Origin of the sequence: Methanobrevibacter sp., from assembly GCF_045120835.1 — an archaeon.
Classification (GTDB): domain Archaea; phylum Methanobacteriota; class Methanobacteria; order Methanobacteriales; family Methanobacteriaceae; genus Methanocatella.
Map to the genome: position 1 here is coordinate 1 of NZ_JBGVFE010000057.1, position 20,977 is coordinate 20,977.

The 20,977-nt window shown below is 34.3% G+C and carries 22 protein-coding genes; 20 read left to right on the top strand and 2 right to left on the bottom strand.

Features of this window, described 5'->3' with window-relative positions; translation table 11 throughout:
- The 7 genes from ACJMLO_RS05670 to ACJMLO_RS05700 all read left to right on the top strand — a co-directional run.
- Positions 1-673: hypothetical protein (locus ACJMLO_RS05670; protein WP_405294777.1), on the top strand; the 673-nt coding region annotated here is incomplete at its 5' end.
- Positions 674-1,774, top strand: coding sequence for a glycosyltransferase family 2 protein (locus ACJMLO_RS05675; RefSeq protein ID WP_405294779.1), 1,101 nt, complete (start codon positions 674-676; stop codon positions 1,772-1,774).
- 54 nt (positions 1,775-1,828) lie between these two features.
- Positions 1,829-3,463, top strand: coding sequence for a glycosyltransferase (locus ACJMLO_RS05680; RefSeq protein ID WP_405294781.1), 1,635 nt, complete (start codon positions 1,829-1,831; stop codon positions 3,461-3,463).
- Between the two features lie 218 nt (positions 3,464-3,681).
- Entirely contained in the window at positions 3,682-5,457 is a 1,776-nt protein-coding gene (locus ACJMLO_RS05685) for a glycosyltransferase family 39 protein (protein WP_405294783.1), read from the top strand.
- Between the two features lie 100 nt (positions 5,458-5,557).
- Entirely contained in the window at positions 5,558-7,162 is a 1,605-nt protein-coding gene (locus ACJMLO_RS05690) for an NTP transferase domain-containing protein (RefSeq protein ID WP_405294785.1), read from the top strand.
- A 58-nt stretch (positions 7,163-7,220) separates the two neighbouring features.
- Positions 7,221-7,934, top strand: a complete 714-nt coding sequence (locus ACJMLO_RS05695) for an IspD/TarI family cytidylyltransferase (protein WP_405294787.1) — start codon at positions 7,221-7,223, stop codon at positions 7,932-7,934.
- A gap of 56 nt (positions 7,935-7,990) precedes the next feature.
- A complete protein-coding gene (locus tag ACJMLO_RS05700; RefSeq protein ID WP_405294789.1) occupies positions 7,991-8,965 on the top strand; it encodes a glycosyltransferase family 2 protein in 975 nt (324 codons plus the stop codon).
- On the opposite strand, the gene ACJMLO_RS05705 is transcribed toward ACJMLO_RS05700, so the two are convergent.
- Both ACJMLO_RS05705 and ACJMLO_RS05710 read right to left on the bottom strand, forming a co-directional pair.
- A complete protein-coding gene (locus ACJMLO_RS05705; RefSeq protein WP_405294791.1) occupies positions 8,943-9,407 on the bottom strand; it encodes a DUF2115 family protein in 465 nt (154 codons plus the stop codon). The genes ACJMLO_RS05700 and ACJMLO_RS05705 overlap by 23 nt on opposite strands.
- The gene (locus ACJMLO_RS05710) at positions 9,404-10,069 is read right to left on the bottom strand and encodes a histidinol phosphate phosphatase domain-containing protein (RefSeq protein WP_405294793.1); all 666 of its coding nucleotides are present in this window, start codon (positions 10,067-10,069) and stop codon (positions 9,404-9,406) included. Before ACJMLO_RS05710 ends, ACJMLO_RS05705 begins: the two co-directional genes overlap by 4 nt.
- A gap of 65 nt (positions 10,070-10,134) precedes the next feature.
- On the opposite strand from ACJMLO_RS05710, the gene ACJMLO_RS05715 reads away from it, so the two are divergent.
- From ACJMLO_RS05715 to ACJMLO_RS05775, 13 genes are all read left to right on the top strand, one after another.
- The gene (locus ACJMLO_RS05715; RefSeq protein ID WP_405294795.1) at positions 10,135-11,358 is read left to right on the top strand and encodes an FprA family A-type flavoprotein; all 1,224 of its coding nucleotides are present in this window, start codon (positions 10,135-10,137) and stop codon (positions 11,356-11,358) included.
- 74 nt (positions 11,359-11,432) lie between these two features.
- On the top strand, positions 11,433-11,939 hold the full coding sequence (locus tag ACJMLO_RS05720) for a flavodoxin (protein ID WP_405294797.1): 507 nt from the start codon (positions 11,433-11,435) through the stop codon (positions 11,937-11,939).
- 63 nt (positions 11,940-12,002) lie between these two features.
- Entirely contained in the window at positions 12,003-12,125 is a 123-nt protein-coding gene (locus ACJMLO_RS05725) for a hypothetical protein (protein ID WP_405294799.1), read from the top strand.
- Positions 12,126-12,328: 203 nt separating this feature from the next.
- Entirely contained in the window at positions 12,329-13,174 is an 846-nt protein-coding gene (locus ACJMLO_RS05730) for a pantoate kinase (protein ID WP_405294801.1), read from the top strand.
- Entirely contained in the window at positions 13,167-13,688 is a 522-nt protein-coding gene (locus ACJMLO_RS05735) for an SAM-dependent methyltransferase (protein WP_405294803.1), read from the top strand. Before ACJMLO_RS05730 ends, ACJMLO_RS05735 begins: the two co-directional genes overlap by 8 nt.
- 114 nt (positions 13,689-13,802) lie before the next feature.
- Positions 13,803-14,600, top strand: coding sequence for a hypothetical protein (locus ACJMLO_RS05740; protein WP_405294805.1), 798 nt, complete (start codon positions 13,803-13,805; stop codon positions 14,598-14,600).
- Between the two features lie 49 nt (positions 14,601-14,649).
- The gene (locus tag ACJMLO_RS05745) at positions 14,650-15,048 is read left to right on the top strand and encodes a PadR family transcriptional regulator (RefSeq protein ID WP_405294807.1); all 399 of its coding nucleotides are present in this window, start codon (positions 14,650-14,652) and stop codon (positions 15,046-15,048) included.
- A 198-nt stretch (positions 15,049-15,246) separates the two neighbouring features.
- Positions 15,247-16,038 (top strand): 2-amino-3,7-dideoxy-D-threo-hept-6-ulosonate synthase, encoded by a 792-nt coding sequence (locus ACJMLO_RS05750; RefSeq protein WP_405294809.1) that lies wholly within the window; start codon positions 15,247-15,249, stop codon positions 16,036-16,038.
- An 8-nt stretch (positions 16,039-16,046) separates the two neighbouring features.
- On the top strand, positions 16,047-17,177 hold the full coding sequence (locus tag ACJMLO_RS05755; protein WP_405294811.1) for a 3-dehydroquinate synthase II: 1,131 nt from the start codon (positions 16,047-16,049) through the stop codon (positions 17,175-17,177).
- Between the two features lie 8 nt (positions 17,178-17,185).
- Positions 17,186-17,743 carry an RNA 2',3'-cyclic phosphodiesterase gene (gene thpR / locus ACJMLO_RS05760; protein ID WP_405294813.1) on the top strand — a complete coding sequence of 186 codons (558 nt, stop codon included), beginning with the start codon at positions 17,186-17,188 and terminating at the stop codon, positions 17,741-17,743.
- Positions 17,744-17,747: 4 nt separating this feature from the next.
- Complete coding sequence (gene cca / locus ACJMLO_RS05765) at positions 17,748-19,100, top strand: CCA tRNA nucleotidyltransferase (protein WP_405294815.1); 1,353 nt, start codon at positions 17,748-17,750, stop codon at positions 19,098-19,100.
- Between the two features lie 4 nt (positions 19,101-19,104).
- Positions 19,105-20,475 carry an MATE family efflux transporter gene (locus tag ACJMLO_RS05770; protein WP_405294817.1) on the top strand — a complete coding sequence of 457 codons (1,371 nt, stop codon included), beginning with the start codon at positions 19,105-19,107 and terminating at the stop codon, positions 20,473-20,475.
- 61 nt (positions 20,476-20,536) lie between these two features.
- Positions 20,537-20,977: DUF2284 domain-containing protein (locus ACJMLO_RS05775; protein WP_405294819.1), on the top strand; the 441-nt coding region annotated here is incomplete at its 3' end.

The window sequence follows — 20,977 nt, forward strand, 5'->3', positions numbered from 1 at the left end:
CGTAAGCTTATACGGTCATCACTTTCTAGTTGCAGGAGGTGCTGAAAATAAAATTAACACTCCTGAAAAGCTAAGGGGATACATCCAACATTTTAAGGATACCTGTGATATATTGGCTGACGGAGGTCTTAAGGATTTGTCAGATTTCTATAAAATTCATTTATTCAGGTATTTAACAAGGGACGAATGCATCTATAATGAAGAGATTTATGAACTATTTGATGAGATGTTCGGTATAGAAAATCCGACTTTTGATGAATGTGATTTTAACTATGTGAGATTCATTGTTCCAGCATATTTCTATTTTATTATTAAACGGGACTCTGAAGAATTTTACATTAAAGCAAACAAGAAATTCTTGACATTCAATATATATGATACCTTTGCAATTACTGATGATATAATTGACAAGTATTTATTGGTGGTTTACTCCTATTCATTTGACGACTTCAAGTCAAACTATAGAAAATACTTGGCCAACAATTTAAGATTTATAGAGAAATTCATGAAGTATAAAATAGAAAAATTCGTATTTAACTTTGAGATTAATCCAACCGAAGTCGTTATAAAAAATACAATGAATACCCTTGAGAATTATCCTGTCTGGAAAAACAGGTTAATCAATAAACGAGTTATGAAAAAGTGTTATTCAATTTTAAATTCAAACCTTTAAATGGAGAGATTGTTTTTGGTTAAGATTTCTGTTATTGTCCCGGTTTACAACACTGAAAAATATTTAAGAGAATGCTTGGACAGCGTAGTTAATCAGACATTTAGGGATATTGAAATAATCTGCATTAACGATGGTTCAACCGATAGTTCCTTAGATATTCTAAATGAATATGAAAAATTGGACGACAGGATATCTGTTTTCAGTCAAGACAATAGTGGTCTTTCAATTACTCGTAATAATGGTATGAAAATATCAAAAGGCAAATATATTTATTTTATGGATTCTGACGATTATTTGGAGTTAACTGCTTTTGAAGAACTTTATACCATATCTGAAAGGGACGATTTGGATTTATTGGTATTTAAACTAATGAATTTCGATGATGAAACTGGAGAAAAGTACACTTCAGAATATTATGAAATGGAATCTTTAAAGGATTGGTATGGTAAAATTTTCAATTTTTCTGAAATTGGGGCAAATGTTTTAAATTTTGCTGTTTCAGCATCAGGAAAATTTTTTAAAAAGGATTTAATAAAAGACTTAACTTTTCCCGAAAACCTAATCTTTGAAGATAATTTATTTTTTGCAAATGCCCTTATTAAAGCTAAAAAAGTTTCAATCTATGATAAACACCTATACAACAGAAGAATCAGATCGAATTCAATCACAACCACAAAAACTATAAAATTTGCGGATTCAATAATAATTTTAAATAGGATTATTAGTTTAGCTAAAGAAGTTGGGGTTTATGAGGAATTGAAAGTCGGATTGGCTCAAAAAAAGATAGATTTAGGTTTAATTAGATATTCTGATGTTGGTTTGGAATTTAAGGAGGAGTTTTTCACTAAACTAAATCATGATTTTAAAGATTTTGAAGAGGAATATGAACGTGATATCCTGGATAAGTTAGATAATAGATATCGCTATATTTTTAGGAGTTTTATCTTTTCAAAAAGTCATATGGAATTTGATTTGAAAATTGAGATTTTTAATATAAAAAATGAAAATAAACGTCTTGAAAAGGAAAATAAGAAATTAATTAAAAAGATAACTAAATTGAAAAATAAAAAGAATGATATTCTTACCTCTAAAGCACGGTAAATTTGAAATATTTTAAATTTATTTAAAAATAATAAAGATAATTAGTGTGATTAAATGAGCCTGAAATATGAAAGTCAAATAGAAAATATTATTAAAAATAAAGAATTATTTTTTATTTTCGAGGATTTTAATATAGAATTTGGAGGAATAACCAATTCTATATTTAAACGTGCTAATTATTTGGCAGGTAAGGATTATTGCGTAAATTTAGTTAGTTTTGATTTAATAAAAAACTTTGATTTTATTTTGGACATGTTTCATGAGTCAGGAGTTTTGTCACGAAATGTTAATTTCATCAATGTTTATGAGTATTATTCTAAAAAGAATTGTTTAGATGATGATTGCAGTTATACTGATTTTCAAGATTTAAAAAATGATGATAATCTATTTATTAAAATAACTGAAAACAATGATAGGTCGATTACTATTGATTATTATGAAAATCAGTTGTTTGATACAATTGTTAAATCTGAATTGTTCATCGATAATGTTTTAGTTTATAGAAAATTTCAGAAAAATTTTAAGCAAGAATTTTTTACTCGTGATGGTTTCAGATATTTAATTACTAAAAGAAAAAAGGGTAGAGACAGATTTATTTTACATGATAGAAATTCTGATAAGTATATTAAATTCAGAGAAATTAATGATTTTCTATATTATTTTATGGATGAGATCTGTTCGATTGAGGATAAACCGTTTTTATTCTGTGACAGCACTTCTCATTATTATAACATGAATGGAGTTAAAGAGGATGTATATAAAATTGGAGTAATGCATGGAAATCCATATGTTTTAGATAATGAGCCTATAGATTATATCAGTCCAAGAATAAATCATTTAAGTCATTTAAATGATTTGGAAACGCTTGTTGTTTTAACAAATGAGGTAAAAGATGATTTGATCAATGAACTTCATCAGGATAAGTTTACTGTAATACCCAATTTTATTCCAGATGAATTATTGCAGACTGATTTGGCTTCTAAAGAGGTCAATAAAATCAGAATATTTTCCAGAATTTCTCCTGAAAAACAAATTGCTGATGCGATATCCGCATTCAAGATAGTTTGTGATACAAAACCTGATGCAATATTGGAAATTTATGGAAGAGCATTAACCGATAATGAAAAATCCGAGCTGGAAATGTTAAAAAAATTAGTTGAGCAATTGCATCTTGAAGATCATGTATTTTTCAAGGGATTTTTGGCTGATGTTAATGTTGAGATGCAGAAATCATTATGCACCCTAATTATTTCAAAACATGAGGGTTTGCCACTTGCGCTATTGGAATCTATGGCAAATGCAACACCTGTAATATGTTATGATTTCAAATACAGTCCTAAAGATGTCATAACTAATGGAAAGGATGGAATAATAGTTCAAAAGGGAAATATTGACCAATTAGCCAATGAAATGATAAGATTATTGGATAATCCACAAATTGCTATTGATTTGGGGATTAATGCTCGTGAAAAGATTAAAAATAATTTTTCAACTTCAAGCACAGGATATAAATGGGAAGAGTTGATGAAAAATGTTTTATTCAATGCAACTGTAAATGAAATTGATCAATTGTCCAAAGATGAGAGAAAACTTGAAAAAAATAATAAATTAAATGCCTCAATGTTGAATTCTTCAAGTTCGAAAAAAACTGAAATCTTTAGAAAAATTTCCAATTTATTTAAAAAGTGAATTTTACTCTTTAGAAAGTTTTTAATCCCATTTTTGTCCGTATTCAGTATTTTTTTCAAAAAATATATATTACATTAAATTAAAAATAAGACTAAATGCATATGCAATTATTAATTTAATTAAGATTTATCCGTTAAATATGATTGCAATTAACTTTTTTAGAAAATTGTTGATTAGGAATATTTATGAGTTTTAAGAATTTTTTGAATGACATTAATTTGAATGCAGATGATAAGAAATATTTAATTTTTTTATTCTGTTTTAGCATAGCTTTAACAGTAATAATGACTAAATTCCATATGGGTCGTGGCGCTTTCAGTTCTGATGTTTCAGTCTATTTGGCCGGAGCCCTAGATTTAGCGGATTTAAATGTAAATCATATTTCAGACCCTGTTTGGATTCAAAATTCTCCAGTGATTCTGTTTTTAACATCACTATTCTTTAGATTGGGATATGTCAATGCATATGCAATTATATATGTAAGTGCTTTTTTTGGTATTGTTGGAATATTTGGATTATATACGCTATTAAGGAGAGTGTTCACTCCGCTGTTATCCCTTTCAGGATCAATCCTATACAGTAGTTTATCATTAACATTATTTTATTATGCAAATGGTATGTTGGATGTTCCTGCTGTTGCAATGTTATTGTGGACATTGGTTTTCACGATTGCTGCAGTTGATAAAGACCCTAAATATTATATATTGGTTGCAATTTCATTTTCGATTTCCTTTTTTATCAGATTTACGAATGCATTTATTTTTATTCTAATAATTCTATATATTCTCAAAAAGTACGATGTGATTAATTTAATAGAGTGTTTGTTCCATGATAGGGGAGCATTTAAAAGCAAAATAATTTCATTCGTTAAAAGTAGGGAATTAAAATGGATGGTGCTTGCTGTTGGCGTATCATTTTCAATATTCATGATTGTTTTCCAGGTTTTATTGTCCCATAATGTGCAAATAGGGTACTTTTCATTTGCTCAAGGTTCACTTGGAGGATATCATGACCATGTAGGTGCTGCCTTTAAACCGGATAAATGGTTTTTTGTTAAACATTTTTTAAAATTATTGTCCTGTAATCATATTGTATTCGGAAAAGTATTTCTAGAAAAGTTCAAACAACCGTCATTCTTGGCATATTTAATTATGGGTATTTTAGCCTCTGGATTAATTCTAAAAGGCATCAACTGTCTTAAAAATATTAATTTCTTTAAAAATAATTTAGAAAAATTGGAGTATAGGAACAATTATTCAAGGGGGATATTAATTCTTTCCATGATTTTCTTGATAATCTTAGCACGTTTTTCATTTAAAATTACTTATTTATATGCTATAATTTGTTTTTTTGCAGTATTTGTTATCTTAATGTCTTTAATGAGAGAATTGCCTATTGATAAAGATAAATTTTCATTTTCAATTTTATGCGTTGCATTATTTTTATTCTATTTCCTTGTAGTTTCATTCATTGATATAAAATGTGTTAGGTATATTCTACCGGCATTTCCTGGTTTTGTATATCTTGTAATATATTCTTTTGATTATATCTGTGAGTTTATTCGTGATGGTTTTGATGATAATGACACTTTACTAAAAAAATTAAATAAAGAATCCATTGCTTCTAAATCAGATTTCAGAATTAAATTGTCTAAGGCCGTTCCAATAATATTTATTATTGTCTGTTTATTCTTTGCATTTAACTTTACTAATACAGTTGAAGTTAATGAAAATGGTGTGCAGATAATTGAATTATGTGATTTCATAAAAGAATATGACCCGGATTATCAATCAAAAGAGATAATAACCCTTTGGGATATAAGATATTTTGAATGGTATTTAAATAAGGATATAGATAAATTAGGTGAAGATGTTGATGAATTAGACCCAGACAAGTATGATTATGTCATCACGTTTGAAGGGCCATATAAAGATGATAATTATAGAAAGGTTCACTCTATTGGTTATTATTATCTCAATGAAAGAATAACTTAGATTTAAAATCATTTTCAAATATATGATTAAAGCAAATTTTTCCAATTAACGAGTAAATAAATATATATAAAATTAATTCCAAAATAATTATAAAATCGGGGTGATTTTTATTAAAAAAAATGCAATTATTTTAGCGGCTGGTAAATCTAATCGTATAGCGCCGTTTACCTATGAAAAACCTAAGGGTCTTTTCAGTGTAAAGGGTGAAATTTTAATCGAAAGACAAATTGAACAGCTTATTGAAGCTGGAATTGAAGACATTATTGTTGTTATAGGATATATGGAAGAAAAATTCTTTTATCTTGAAAGAAAATATCCTGAAGTTAAACTGGTTACAAATAACACTTATATGAAGTTTGGAAATATATATTCCATGTATATGGCTCGTGAATACCTGGAAAATACTTTCATATGCTGTGCCGATCACTACTTTTTAGAAAATCCGTTCATTGAGGATAACGAGCTGAATCAGTCTTACCGTGCCTCAACATTTTTAACCGGCAATTTCAGGGAGTATTCCATCGACTATTCCGATGCGGGAGTCATAACCAAATGCCACATGGGAGGCAGCGATTCTCAGGCAATGATAGGTCATGCCTATTTCAACGAAAACTTCTCACAAAAGTTCAGGGAACTTCTGGAAGCCGAAATTGATGACTTTGGCATAACCAACATGTTTTGGGAAGACTTTTACACAAAGCATATTGATGAACTTACACTGTTCGTAAAAGAGTTTGAGGAAGGTTCAATATTGGAATTCGACAGCGTTGATGACCTTAGGGATTTCGATTCAGATTTCCTATTGAATGTTGATTCTGAAATCGTTGAAAATATCTGTCAGGTCTTTGAATGCCATCCAAATGACATCAACAATATTGAAATCATCAACGCAGGATTCACAAACGTTTCCTTCAAGTTCACAGTAAATGATATTGATTATGTCTACAGACATCCCGGTGGAAGTGACAAATACTATTCAAAAAGAAGCAATGAGGTTTACTCACAAAACTACGCTAAAAAATTAGGCATTGACGACTCTCTGATTTATATCGACCCTGAAGGATGGAAAATTTCCTATTTCATTGATGATATTGTTGAGTTTGATTTGTTCAATGATGATCATCGCCGTCAGCTGATGGATGCCATCCACAAAACCCAGGAAATTCCTGTAACCGATGAAATTCAGGAATTTGATACAGTAAAAGAAGGTAAAAAATTAATCAAACTTGCCTGTGCAACAAAAGGAGATTTGTTTGCAGAGTTCAAGGACATGTTCGATAAGATTGACAAGGTTGATGAACTCGTTAAGGCTGAAAGAGAAAAATACGGCATCGATTTGGTTGTCAGCCATCATGACATTTATTACCCTAATCTTCTTCCTACTTCCAGAGGAGAATTTTTCCTAATTGATTGGGAGTATTCAAGCGTTAATGACCCTGCAAATGATATCTGCGGCCTTATAACCAGATATGATTTTGATGATGAAACCATTGAATTCATTTTAAGGGAATACTATGGACGCGAATTGACTCCTTTGGAACACAGACATGTAATGGGTCAGTCAATTGTAACCGCTCTTTACTGGATCAGTTGGCCTTTATTCAGGGCAAGTATGGGTGAAGAAAATGGTTTCTTCCTTTTGACCTCATTTAGATATATTGAAGATCATATTGATGATGTTTTAGAAAGTTATAAGGAATTATGATTTGGCATTCTAATTAATTCCTCTTTCATATTATTTTTTTTTTAAGGAGTATAAAATTATGAACGTACCGATTATTTTAGCTGGCGGTGTAGGCACTCGTATGGGGGCAGACAGGCCAAAACAATTTGTTGAGGTTTTAGGAAAACCCGTTTTAGTTTATACAATTGAATTATTCCAAAACCATCCGGAAATTGATGCGATTGAAGTGGTTTGCGTAAAAAGCCACATCGATTATTTGAAAGGTTTGGTTGAAGAGTATAATCTCGATAAGGTCAAATGGATTACTGAAGGTGGTGCTGATTTTCAGCATTCCGTCATAAACGGAATAAACAACCTGAAAGGAAAGCTGGATGACGATGACATTGTTCTGGTTCACTATGGAGCTTCCCCGTTTACAAGTGCAGACGTTATCAGTGATTCCATTCGTGTCGCCAAAAAGCATGGTAATTCCTCACCTGCAATGTCTTCCCTTTTGCTTTTGGGAAGTAATGATGGGGACAAGTCACTCAACTGGATTGACAGGGATGAGGTGCTTATCCTAAACACTCCTCAGGGATTTAAGTTTAGCTATGTGACACAACTATATGAGGAAGCAATTGAAAAGGACTTGATCGATAAGGTTGAGCCTCATACCACAACATTAATGTATCTGATGGGCCGTGAGCTTTACCTGTCTAAATCCAATCAGTATAATCTCAAAATCACAACTAAGGAAGATCTCGATTTGTTGGAAGCTTTTACATTGATGAAGCAGTCAAGAGCGAATAAATAATAATCGCAAACAAAAAGTGATTAACATTCAATTATTTTAGAAATAATCAGGATATTATGGTTAAAGTTTCTGTTATTCTGGCAGTATATAACGAAGAAAAATATATTAAAAAAGCTATCGAAAGCGTTTTGAATCAGACCCTCGATGATTTTGAGTTAATTATAGTCGATGACGGTTCAACTGATGCTACCTCAGAGATTATTAACTCATTTGATGATTCACGAATTAAGACTATTTTTCAGACTAACCAGGGTCCTGGCGCTTCTCGTAACAATGCCTTGGATATTGCTTCTGGAGACTATATTGCATTTCTGGATGGAGATGACTGGTACAGCGAAAATCTGCTTGAAATCGCCTATGGCGAGGCCTCTAGAAACAATACCGACTTGACTTTTTTTCAGATGATCAACTACAATAACGGCGAAGTCTATGAAAACGATTGGTTTAGCCTGAAGTCATTTGACGATTCATTCAAGGATAGGGTTTTTGAACCTAGCCAAACTCCAGGTTCCATTTTTGATTTGTCGGTGGGGGTTTGTCAAAAAATTTATAATCGGGAATTCTTAAGAAGTATTGATGCCAGATTTCCCGAGGGAATATTCTTTGAGGATATGCCTTTCTTTTACTATGTCTATCTTAAGGCTAAAAGGATTTCAATTATCAAAAGGCATCTGTATTACAGAAGAAAGCATGATGAGTCAATAACTCATGTGGTTGATGAGAAATTCTTCGACACCGTCAGGGCTGGCCAGGTGTTAATGGACATCTTTATTGAAAATGGATGGTATGATGCATATAAGTTTGACCTGCTTGCCTACAAAATTAATGGTCCTCGATTTGCATTAAGGGACATGCCATTAAAATGCAAACCTCACATGTTCGATTTAATTAAAAAGGACTACGAAGAAATTAAAATGGGCCCGTATTACTGGGACTTTCTTGACCAATTGGGTCCGATAAAAAAGAAGTTCTTTTTGGATGTTTTATCATCAAGGGATTATGAGGAATTCAAAACATCATCTGAAAGCTGACATTTTTACATATGCAGTATCTGCAAAGAGACCTTTCATCATGGATTGCGGTTATACGTGTTTTGCAGTAATAATTTCCTTCATCAAAATAAACATCGTCCTTTTTGTCCAGACTGAATGGGTGAAGAGGCTTTTTAGCAATCAGTGCCAGGTATAGTGAGATGTTTTCTGTGAAACGTTTATTGATGTCGTCTCCGCCTGCGTACCTGTCGAAATAAAATCCGATATCCGAGCGTATATTTTTTATCACTTTGTCATTGATTTCAAAATCCTCTGCAATTTCTGTTGAATATATCTCATCATAAACGCCGGAATTGTACTTTGCAAGTTTTTTAGTTAACGGGTCCCTGTATCTCGGATCGGTAATCTTGTTTTTCAAATAATCGATAGGATAGTTTTCCAAGTCCTTTCTGATGATTTTCAACAGTTTTGATGCCTTCATAATATTCCTTTTTTGGAAAGTAGCTCTCGAGGATTATCTACAATGGCTTTCATTGCTTCTTCATGGCTCAATCCTGCACCTAAAGCAATCTGGTATGACTTGTCAAAGGTTATGATGTTGTCGGGTGAGTGTGTGTCAGTGTTTACCAAAAGCTTGTTTCCGACTTCACGTGCAATGCTTGCAACATGGCCGTTTCCCAAACAGTGACCCTTACGGGCGGAAATCTCTAAATAGATATCATTTTCAAGGGCGATTTCTGCCTCTTCTTTTGTAATCAAACCAGGATGGCCCAATATGTCGACATGTTCTGATTCAACGGCGGCACGGTTGGTTCCGGGAGTAACCGGTTCATTTAATGTTTCACCGTGAACAACAACGATTTTAGCTCCTAAATCTTTGGCCCTTTTGGCAATGCCGTCGATTGACTCGCATGGAGCATGGGTAACTTCAGCACCCAAAACGACAGTAATGTTCCAGTTTGCATTGATGTCATCAATTGCATCCTGGATTGCAGGTATTGTGTCAACGTTTGACCAATCGACATGGTCTGTAATAGCTATTGCCTCATGGTCAAGTTTCAAGGCTCTTCTTGCAAGTTCAGAGGGCAATAATTCTCCATCACTAAATAAACTGTGCATATGTAAATCGATTCTTTTTGTCATGTGATAATTTATATAATACCTAGAATATATATTTATATAACTTAAAATATTTTTGAGGTTATAATATGAAAGCAAAAGCCGTAAAAATAACTGATGGTGTATATTGGGTAGGAGTTATCCACTGGAACAGCAGAACTTTCCACGGATATGGTATTCCTGGTACCACTTACAATGCATATTTGGTATTTGGAGAGGAAAAAACTGTACTGATTGATAATGCATATACAGGATTGCAAAATCAATTGGATGCAAGAATTGAAGATGCATTTGCTCAAGAAGGTAAGGACATCAAGATTGATGTGTTTGTGCAAAACCACTCTGAAATGGATCATTCAACTTACTTAAGAGACACTATTAACAAATACAATCCTGATGCTGAAATTTATGCATCACAAAACTGTATTAACTTTTTGGAAGCGCAATATCATAATTTCTCTGATCTGGAAATAAATGCGGTTGCTACTGGTGATGAAATTGATATTGGCGGCAGAACATTGAAGTTCGTCTCAGCGCCAATGCTTCACTGGCCGGACAGCATGTTCACATTTTTGGCTGAAGAGGGAATTTTATTCTCAAATGATGCATTCGGACAGCATGTATGTCACTCCAAAAGATTCGATAAGGATTACTCAATGGATTATCTTTTAAAAGAGGCACGTAAATACTATGCAAACCTTGTAACCCTGGGCTCACCAATGCTTAGGATGAAACTTCAGGAGCTAACCGACAATGGACTTTTGGAGCAAATCAAAATGATTGCACCATGCCACGGTCAAATCTGGACCAATCCTGGACCTATCGTTGAGAAATACTCAGAATGGGCATCCGGCGTATGCAAGGACAAAGTCACTGTAATCTATGACACAATGCACCACTCAACCGAAAAGCTTGCATATCAGATAGCTGAAGGTATCATGAGTGAAGGTGTCGAAGTCAGAATGTACTTCATGCAGGAAGACGGTCCGGATGATGTGATTACTGATATTTTGGACTCAAAAGCTATCGCTCTCGGTGCACCTACCATGATGAACAAGCCGTTCCCTAGAATAGGTAACATGATGTACTGGCTTGACTGCGTAAACTTCAAAGGAACAGGCAGCGAGAAAAACGCTTTGATATTTTCATCCAAAGGATGGGGTGGAGGAGCTATTGCAAAACTCCAACGTGATCTTGAAGAAGCTGGATTTACAGTTACTGATACCTTGGACGTTTTGTTTGTACCTGATGAAGACGTATTGGCTGAAGCATTTGAAAAAGGTGCAGAACTAGCACGTTCCATTAAAGAATAGTCCTTTGACTATTTTTTTAATTATTTTTTTTAATATTATGATTGTTGTAACTGACAACATATTGAGGTGAAAAAATGACAGATTTAGTAATTTATTTTTCCAGAAGCGGTGAAAACTACTTTGGAGGCCAACTTAAAAACATTGAAAAGGGAAATACGGAGGTAATTGCTGAATATATTCAGGAATTGGATGGTGCAGATTTATTTAAAGTTGAACCTGCAAATGAATATCCTGCAGATTATATGCAATGCATTGATGTAGCAAAAAAAGAGCAACAGAATGATGCAAGACCTGAAATTAAAAATGCTTTAGATGATATTGATGGATATGATACTATTTACATAGGTTTTCCAAACTGGTGGGGAACACTTCCGATGCCGATGTTTACCCAACTCGAAAAATTGGATTTTACCGGTAAAACAGTCAAACCTTTCGTTACCCATGAAGGATCTGGCTTTGGTTCATCTCAAAGGGATTTGAAAAAATTATGCAATGGTGGCGATATTAAAAATGGTCTGTCAATTCCCGGTGCCAATGTGTATGATGTAAAAGATACGGTTGAAGCTTGGATTAAGGAATAGCTTTATATATGATGCCGGTCAAAGTAATATTTAGGCATGACTAAATTTCTTTGAGGTATCAGTATGGACAAGATGGTCGAAGCAAGAAGACATATGCATGAAAGGCAGGAAAAAGAAAAGGAAAACAGCAAATCAGCATCTAAAAAGATAAAAAATTTCTTTTTTGGGTGCTGTAAAAACAAATAGAAATTATTAATTATTCAATTCTTTTAAAATGGAGATAAACCTCTCTATTCAATTTCTTATTTTTACACACTATAATGACTCTTTTTTGTTAATTATTAATATGAAAATTTTAGCGCTATAGGCAGATGACAAAACAGGGGAGCTTAAAAAGGCTTATGAAATAGGTCAAAAATTTTAATTAAATTGAAAACATATAATAAAATATGTCAAATACAGTATTTGTACCTGGCCACATTACAGGCTTTTTTACAATTGAAAACCATGAAGTTTCTCTAAAAAAGGGTTCATGCGGTGCCGGAATTTTATTGTCACATGGAGTTACAACAACTGTTTCACATTCAAATAAATTAAAATTCAATGTAAACCAGGGAGATTCAACAGTAATTGATGAAGTTTTAAAAATTTTAGAAATTGATACTGATTTTAAGATTGTACAGGATATTCAGCTACCGATTGGAGCAGGTTTTGGAACCTCTGCCGCTTCGGCATTGAGTCTGACACTTGCCTTGAATGAATATTTGGATTTGGGTTATTCAACTGAATTGTGCGGTCAGATTGCCCATATGTCTGAAGTAAATCTTGGTGGAGGTTTAGGGGATGTAATAGCTCAAACAGGTCAAGGAATGGTTTTAAGGACTCGTCCAGGCGCTCCAGGAATAGGTGAGATAAAATCATTCGAAACTGAGGCTTCTATAGTCTGGAAGACATTCGGAGGGATTGAAACCTCAAGCATAATTCAGGATCCTCACTATCAGCAAGTAATATATGATGCGGGATTGAAGTATCTGGAATTTTTTGAGGAAAAGTCATCCCTTAGAAATTTTTTAGACTTTTCATACAGGTTTGCCGATGAGACAAAATTGATGTCTGGCGAAGTGAAAAATTTAGTTGATAATTTTAACTCATCGGATGATATTTTTGGTAGTTCCATGGCCATGCTTGGAAATACTGTATTCGCCATTGCAGAAAATGAAGATGCCTTCCAAAACTTTGATATAGAAGGCCTGCACATATGTGAACTTAACAATGTTGGGATAACTTATGATTAAATTGAGCTATGATATTAAGAAATACCGCAAGGATATCCTGGATTTGATTAATGAAGAGGATACTGTTATAGAACTGGGGTGTCACATTGGAGGCACCACTAAAATACTGCCCGAAACCTGCAATGTCATAGCCATAGACAATTCTCCAGAAGCGATTGGGAAAATGAAAAATATTGAAAATGTGCATTTCATTTCTGGTGATGTCCGCAGGCATGAAGTTTTGGCCGAAGCGTATAAGATTGTCCAAACCTGCGATATTTTGGCAATTGATCTGGGAGGAGGATACCATCCGGATACTGTTTTTAAGGTTTTTTATATATATTCTTCTACATTCAAGCCAAAACATACAATAATTAGAAATCGTGGCCTTTTGGAATTCTTCAACTCCGCTGAATGTGGTGAGGATAATTATGTCTCAAAAGAAGGTTACCTTGATTCATACCATGATTCTGGAATTCCTCCATTAATCAAGGAATTTGACTTTTGGACACCCTCTTTAAAAAATGATGATTGATTGTTCATTATATCAAATTTTTTAATAGTAACTTATATATTAATAAAAATATAATAATTTATCATCGAAAATTTGACATGAGAATTTTTCATGTTAATTTTGGGGGTAAGAAAAATGAATTTTAAAGGATTGTCAATAGTTTTACTTATCGCAATAACGATATTTCTAAGTGTTGGTGCAATCTCAGCGGCTGATGATGATATTGTTGCATTGGAGATGCCTGATACGGATATTGATACTGATGTGGTTTCAGCAGATGTTCAAAAGGTTACCAATACTCAAAAAGTTATAAATGAAGATGTAAAAAAGACAGGTGAAGTCACAAACAAGTCTAAAATAAAAACAAAAATAGGAGTAAAGCCGGTTGCAGTAAAATACAAGAAAAAAGGATATTTAACTGTAGCACTTGAAGATTTATATGATGATGATCTTCCTATAAGGCATGCTAAGTTAAATCTGAAGATTGACGGCAAAAACTATGTAGTCAAAACAGATTCATATGGCATTGCGAAATTCAATACAAAAAACCTGACAGTCGGAAAACATAAGGTAGTAATCACTTCCGCTGATGAAAATTATGATGTTGCAAAGACCACTTCCAAAATCTTTGTGGGGAAAACCTATAAGGTAACCCTTAAGCCAAATTCCAAAAAAGTATTGAAAGGCAAAGACACTGTATCATTGAAAATTAAATATGACGATGATGAACAGGATGTTAAAGTTGTATTGAAAAAGGCCAAATCCACTAAAATCCTCAAAGCTAAGTTTTACTTGAATGATAGAAACACTGGTAAAAGGATTGTTTTAACTGATTTTACTGAATATGATGACAATAAATGGGAATGGCCTGATGAGGATTTCTCATATAGGTATTCACTTATAAAAGTGAAAGTTTATTACATTATACACTAAATAGAGAAAAGTTTATTTTCTTTATTTTTATTTAATTTTAGGTTAGATTATGGACAAGCCACTGGATTCATCATTCATTAAAAAAGACAAGATAGTGCAGCATACCGTCAATGGAATTTCACGTTTTTTGATGCTGTGGATTATTATGGAAAACGGTCCGATTCACGGATATCGCATCATGAAGGAATTGGACATATTCTTTGAAAATCTCATTGATGTGGGGTCTTTGAAAAAATCCTCTGCAAGTAAAATCTATCCTATTTTAAGGGATATGGAAAACAATGGACTTATTAAAGGGGATTTAAAAGTCAAAGACAACAAGAAAATTACTTATTATGAGATTACTGATGCCGGACAATATCTGATATATTATATTCGCGATAGTTATCAAGTAATTAGAAGCACTTCCCAGGGTGCATTATTCACTGAATTTTTAATGACTGAATAATTTCTCATTTTGCAAATTATATAAGGTATTTAATTTATACCTTCATAACTAAATATTTTATACAATTTTAATTAATATTTGTTTAATTTTTTTTATTTATTTTTAAAAAATCTAATATGTAAAAATGTCAACTGCTATATTTTTGTACAATTAATATTATATATCATCATATAGATATTATAAATTGAGGTTTTAAAAATGATAGGTAAAAAAATTCGTTTAGAAAGAATTATCAATAGAAATACTGGAAGAACCGTTATTGCACCTATGGATCATGGTGTATCAAGCGGACCGATTCCGGGAATCATTGATATGGATGAAACCGTTGAAGAAATTTCCCAAGGAGGAGCAGATGCAATACTCATGCATAAGGGAATAGTAAAACAGGGTCATCGTGGTTACGGAAAAGACATAGGATTGATAGTGCACTTATCAGCAAGTACTTCTCTTGCACCGGATCCAAACGACAAGGTAACTGTAACAAGCGTTGAAAAAGCAATCCAGCTTGGTGCAGATGCCGTTTCCATTCATGTAAATCTCGGTTCTGAAACCGAAAGTCAGATGTTGCAGGAATTAGGTGAAATTGCAGAAACCTGCGATTACTGGGGAATGCCTCTTTTAGCGATGATGTACCCAAGAGGCCAGAAGGTGGAAAATGAACACGACGTTGAATTCGTTAAGCACGCTGCACGTGTAGGTTCAGAACTTGGAGTGGACATTGTAAAAACCAACTACACAGGAGATCCTGATTCATTCAGAGATGTTGTTGAAGGAGCCATTGTACCGGTAGTAATCGCCGGAGGTCCTAAAGTCGACACAGATGAGGATCTGTTGCAGATGGTAAAGGATTCCCTTGAAGTCGGCGGTGCTGGTGTTGCATTTGGACGCAACCTGTTCCAGGCAGAAAACCCTGGAAAAATTACAAGAGCAATCTCAGAAGTAGTTCACCATGACCTTGATGTTGACGAAGCTTTGGAATTCTTGAAATAGGTGATTTGATGCAGAATAAATTCGCTTGGATATCAACTCCCGATGAAGTGTGGGAAGACAAAAAAGAAATGATTACCACAGCATTGGAGTCAGGAATCGACCATGTTCTTGACCTGGATGATATGGAAAACATCAGAAAATTGGGAAATGTGAAAATAGTTTCCAATAGTGATGACGCTGATATCTATCTTGTCGGAATAAATGGTGAAGGAGACGGATTTTTAGATTTGAATGAGGACTTTACCGATTCAGTTGATATTGCAAATGCCAAAAAAGCAAAAAGCGAAGGAAAAAAAGTATGTGCATATATAATAATCACTGATAAGGCACATGAACAGCTGGCAGTTAAGCTTGGTGAAATTGTCGATTACATTATTCTTGTCGGAACCGACTGGACAATCATTCCACTTGAAAACATCATTGCAGACTTGCAGAAGGTGGATGTGGAGATAATTGCGGCAGTACGTGACCTTGATGGTGCTCGTGTTGCACTTGAAACCCTTGAGCATGGAACCGACGGAGTAATTTTTGAAGCCAATGACTTCAATAAAACTAAAAAGATAGCTCAAGAAGTTGTTGAGGCATCACAAGCAAAATATGAACTTAAGATTGCTACAGTAACCAACGTAAAGCCATTGGGTTCAGGCGACAGGGTATGTGTAGATACCACAGACATGATGAAACCTGGAGAAGGAATGCTCATAGGATCTTATTCAAAATCAATGTTTCTGGTACATTCCGAATCTCTTGAAAGCGAATATGTGGCATCACGCCCATTCAGAGTTAATGCAGGGCCTGTTCAGGCTTATGTGATGGTTCCGGGAAACAAAACAAGGTACCTTTCTGAACTCGTAGCGGGTGATGAGGTATTGATTGTCAATACTGACGGCGAAACAAGAACCGCTTATGTCGGAAGAAGCAAGATTGAAAGAAGGCCTTTGATACTTATTGAAGCGGAGTATGAAGGTCAAGTTATCAGAACTCTGCTCCAGAATGCCGAGACTATCAGGATTGTTGACGAGAATGATGAACCTTTGTCTGTAGCTGATGTAAAACCTGGAGATAAGGTTAAAGTCTACATCGAATCAAATGCCAGACACTTTGGAATTGCAATAGATGAGACAATTATAGAGCAGTAGGTGTTTAAATGTCACAGGTAAGAGCATTTCTTGCTATTGATTTGGATGATGATTTGAAACCTAAAATCAATAAGATTATTAAGGAATTCAAGCAGATTGACACAAGAATCAAGTATGTGGAATTAACAAACCTGCATTTGACCTTAAAATTCTTTGGTGATATAGACACTAACGGTATGAATTTGCTTGAGGAGGCAATTGCTAATGTATTAAAGGATTTCAATGCATTCAATATTAAAATCATGGGCTGCGGAGCATTTCCAAATAGGAATCATATAAAGGTTATCTGGGTAGGTATTGATGAGGATTCAATCATAAGGGACCTTCATGATAAGTTGGATAAGGAATTTGTCAGTCTAGGATTTGACAGGGATAAGAAATTCTCAACTCACCTGACCATTGGGCGCATGAAATCAGCTAAAAACAAGGACAAAGTCAAATCAGTCATTGAGGAATTCAGCGATTTTGAAATTGGTGAGATGGAAGTTTCTAAAATTTCACTTAAAAAATCAACCTTGACCCCTCAAGGGCCGATATATGAAGATTTAACAGTATTTGAATTGTGATTATATGGATTATGAAGCTATTTTAAAGGATATCAAACCAACAGATGCAGAAAAAAATCATGTTGATAGCGTATCAAATAACATAATGAGATTTTTGCAGGATGCCTGTGACAGTGAAGGCATTGATGCTGATGTGACATTGGTAGGTTCTGTTGCAAAAAATACCGCACTTAAAGGAAAATCGGATATTGATATCTTTATAGCCTTCCCATTGGATACTGAAAAGAAATATTTAAAGGATACTGGTCTTGACTTGGCACATAAATGCTGTGATGAGTTCGGAAGTACTGCTCAGCATCATTTCGCATCACATCCTTATGTGACAACAGATATTGAAGGATGTGAAGTGGACATTGTTCCCTGCTATGCAATCGAAAACGGAAAACAGCTAAAATCAGCAGTCGACAGGACAATCTTGCATACCCGTTATGTTAAAGCTAATTTAAATGAAAATCAGGAAGACGAAGTTTTGCTTTTAAAAAGATTCATGGCAATGACAGGCACTTATGGTTCAGAGTTTAAGGTTGGGGGATTTGCAGGTTATCTGTGTGAATTGTTGATTATTCATTATGGCACCTTTGAAGAGACTCTAAAAGCGGCAATCAACTGGAAATTCGGTCATGAGATTGATATTGAAAACTATGGAACAGCTAAAAAATTTAAAGACCCGCTGATTGTCATTGATCCCACTGATGAAAAACGCAATGTCGGTGCTGCATTAAGATTAGATAAGATGGCGGAATTTATCCAATCCGCACGCAACTATATGTTTTCAGATAACAAGAAGGATTATTTCTATCCTCTGGAAAAAAATCTAAATAGGAATGACATTCTAAACGAATTTAAAAAAAGAAACAGTGATTTGATTGCATTCAAATTTGACATTCCGGATATTCCACTGGACACTCTTCATCCCCAACTTAGAAAAACCTGTCAGGCACTGGAGAGAAAACTGGATGGTGAGGAATTCAATGTGTTCAAAGCGGACTACTGGAGTGATGAGGTAGATGCCTGCGTAATTCTTTTGGAAATGGCTTCATCAAAGTTAAATAACGTTAAGGTTAATGTGGGACCTAAGGTATTCATCACACAGGCCTGCGAGAATTTTGTCGGCAAATATGGTCGTGAGAACTGTTATATTAAAGGGGATTTCCTGGTCCACACACAGGAAAGGGAATTCACAAATGCAGTTGACCTGATTAAGCATATCTTCACTGCCGAACACATTGGTCTAATAAAAGTCGGAAAAAACCTTAAAAAGAATATAATTGATACTTATGAGTTCATTAACATTGAAGATGTTGATTTGAAATTTTTGGATGATTTTCTCAATCCTTGCCAATATATTGTAAGGTGATATGGTGGCTCAGGAAACAACTGAAGACATAGAATTAATAGTTAATCATCCTAAAAAGGCAATAAATAAGTTGGCAGTACCTATCATTATCTCTAACTTATTCATGATGCTGAACAACATTATCGATGGTGTCTGGGTTGCAGGATTGGGGCCTGATGCCCTTGCGGCAGTCGGTTATGTGACTCCTCTATTTTTGGCAATGGTCGGATTTGCAAACGGTCTGGGCGCAGGTTCGAATAGTATAATTGCAAGACATATTGGGGCTGAAGAATATCAAAAAGCTGGAAATAGTGCAATTCACTCAATAATGCTAAGCATAATAGTGACAGTATTGACCACGGCTTTCATGCTGATTATTTTAAATCCGATTCTTATGCGTATGGGAGCCGCCGACGTTATTGATTTGACAATGATTTATGGAAGCATCGTTCTTGGCGGGATCTTTTCAATATTTCTTCCTGCAATGATGGCAGCCATTTTCAGATCTCAGGGTGAAATTAGACGCGCATCATATCCTCTGCTTGCCACTGCAGTTATAAACATGATATTGGACCCTATTTTCATTTATTATTTCAATTGGGGCATTGGAGGTGCGGCAGTTGCAACTGTCTTATCGGGGACTCTTCCAATGTTTGTAATGATGTATTGGATGTTTTTTAAAAGGGACAGCTTTTTAGAAGTTAAAATGAGCGAATATAAAACCGACTTTGGAATATATAAGGATATTCTTGTAGTCGGAATCCCTGCAAGTTTGGAACAGTTCATCCTTTCATTCGTTTCAATCCTAATGAACTACTGGTTATCTATACTTTCCGGAACAATCGCTGTTGCGGCATATTCTGCAACTTGGAGGCTGGTTGCAATGGGTATTGCTCCATTAATCGGTATTGGAATGGCTGCCCTGACTGTTGGCGGAGCGGCTTATGGGGCACGCAATCTGGTTAACTTTAAAACGGCCCTTAACTATGGTGTAAAATTGGGATTGATTTCATCAGTAATAATTTGTGCTTTCCTGTTCGTATTTGCAGAGCCTCTGTCCTTCATTTTCTCATATTCAAATAATGCTGCAGTTCTATCGGACAGGGTTGTTGAATGCCTGCATATTTTATGTTTCTTCCTGCTGCTGATGCCGTTTGGTATTCTATCAGGAAATCTTTTCCAGGCGATGGGTAAAGGAACAATATCTCTGAGTTTAACATTTTTAAGAGGATTTCTTCTGGAAATACTATTTTCCGGATTGTTTGCATTCATATTCAATATGGCGGATGTTGGAATCTATACCGGAATGGTAATGGGAATGTCTGTAGGAGGCATATTGAGTTATATTTATATCAATTTCTATTTAAATAGAAATAAGGATTATTTTAATTGTTAATATGCTCTTTAGATATTAAATATAGAAACTTTTATTATATTCGATTTTTATATTATTAATCATGTCAGAGATAAAGAAACTCACTTGTGATGTAGATGTCTCTAAGTATTATGAAAAATATGTTGATTTTGAAGAGGTCTCAAAACTCTGCATCGAAGAGCAGGAAATGTTGGGATACAATTGGAATTATCCGCCTTTTGATTTTGACGTGGATGAATTGTGGAATTCCTACAATAAATTAAAGATTATTGCTTTTAAAATTGACTTTTCTCCTGAAGAAAGGGAACATGAATTTTCCCCAAAGGAATTGGAATTCGTTTTGAAAAGATTCGAACGGATGAAAGTCAAGCTAATGAATGAGATTTACATGCTTGAAAGTGAAGATGCAATGGGATTGTTTCTTGGAAAATGCAACCTATGCATGAGATGCACAAGGGAATTCGGTGCCCCTTGTAAAATGCCGCCAAGAATGAGATATTCTCTTGAATCACTGGGTGCATAT

Bases quoted from the DNA above. Each gene is read 5' to 3' on its own strand.
- ACJMLO_RS05675 (WP_405294779.1), top strand. From the start codon at position 674: ATGGAGAGATTGTTTTTGGTTAAGATTTCTGTTATTGTCCCGGTTTAC.
- ACJMLO_RS05680 (WP_405294781.1), top strand. From the start codon at position 1,829: ATGAGCCTGAAATATGAAAGTCAAATAGAAAATATTATTAAAAATAAA.
- ACJMLO_RS05695 (WP_405294787.1), top strand. From the start codon at position 7,221: ATGAACGTACCGATTATTTTAGCTGGCGGTGTAGGCACTCGTATGGGG.
- ACJMLO_RS05700 (WP_405294789.1), top strand. From the start codon at position 7,991: ATGGTTAAAGTTTCTGTTATTCTGGCAGTATATAACGAAGAAAAATAT.
- ACJMLO_RS05705 (WP_405294791.1), bottom strand. From the start codon at position 9,407: ATGAAGGCATCAAAACTGTTGAAAATCATCAGAAAGGACTTGGAAAAC.
- ACJMLO_RS05710 (WP_405294793.1), bottom strand. From the start codon at position 10,069: ATGACAAAAAGAATCGATTTACATATGCACAGTTTATTTAGTGATGGA.
- ACJMLO_RS05715 (WP_405294795.1), top strand. From the start codon at position 10,135: ATGAAAGCAAAAGCCGTAAAAATAACTGATGGTGTATATTGGGTAGGA.
- ACJMLO_RS05720 (WP_405294797.1), top strand. From the start codon at position 11,433: ATGACAGATTTAGTAATTTATTTTTCCAGAAGCGGTGAAAACTACTTT.
- ACJMLO_RS05725 (WP_405294799.1), top strand. From the start codon at position 12,003: ATGGACAAGATGGTCGAAGCAAGAAGACATATGCATGAAAGGCAGGAA.
- ACJMLO_RS05730 (WP_405294801.1), top strand. From the start codon at position 12,329: ATGTCAAATACAGTATTTGTACCTGGCCACATTACAGGCTTTTTTACA.
- ACJMLO_RS05735 (WP_405294803.1), top strand. From the start codon at position 13,167: ATGATTAAATTGAGCTATGATATTAAGAAATACCGCAAGGATATCCTG.
- ACJMLO_RS05740 (WP_405294805.1), top strand. From the start codon at position 13,803: ATGAATTTTAAAGGATTGTCAATAGTTTTACTTATCGCAATAACGATA.
- ACJMLO_RS05745 (WP_405294807.1), top strand. From the start codon at position 14,650: ATGGACAAGCCACTGGATTCATCATTCATTAAAAAAGACAAGATAGTG.
- ACJMLO_RS05750 (WP_405294809.1), top strand. From the start codon at position 15,247: ATGATAGGTAAAAAAATTCGTTTAGAAAGAATTATCAATAGAAATACT.
- ACJMLO_RS05755 (WP_405294811.1), top strand. From the start codon at position 16,047: ATGCAGAATAAATTCGCTTGGATATCAACTCCCGATGAAGTGTGGGAA.
- thpR (WP_405294813.1), top strand. From the start codon at position 17,186: ATGTCACAGGTAAGAGCATTTCTTGCTATTGATTTGGATGATGATTTG.
- cca (WP_405294815.1), top strand. From the start codon at position 17,748: ATGGATTATGAAGCTATTTTAAAGGATATCAAACCAACAGATGCAGAA.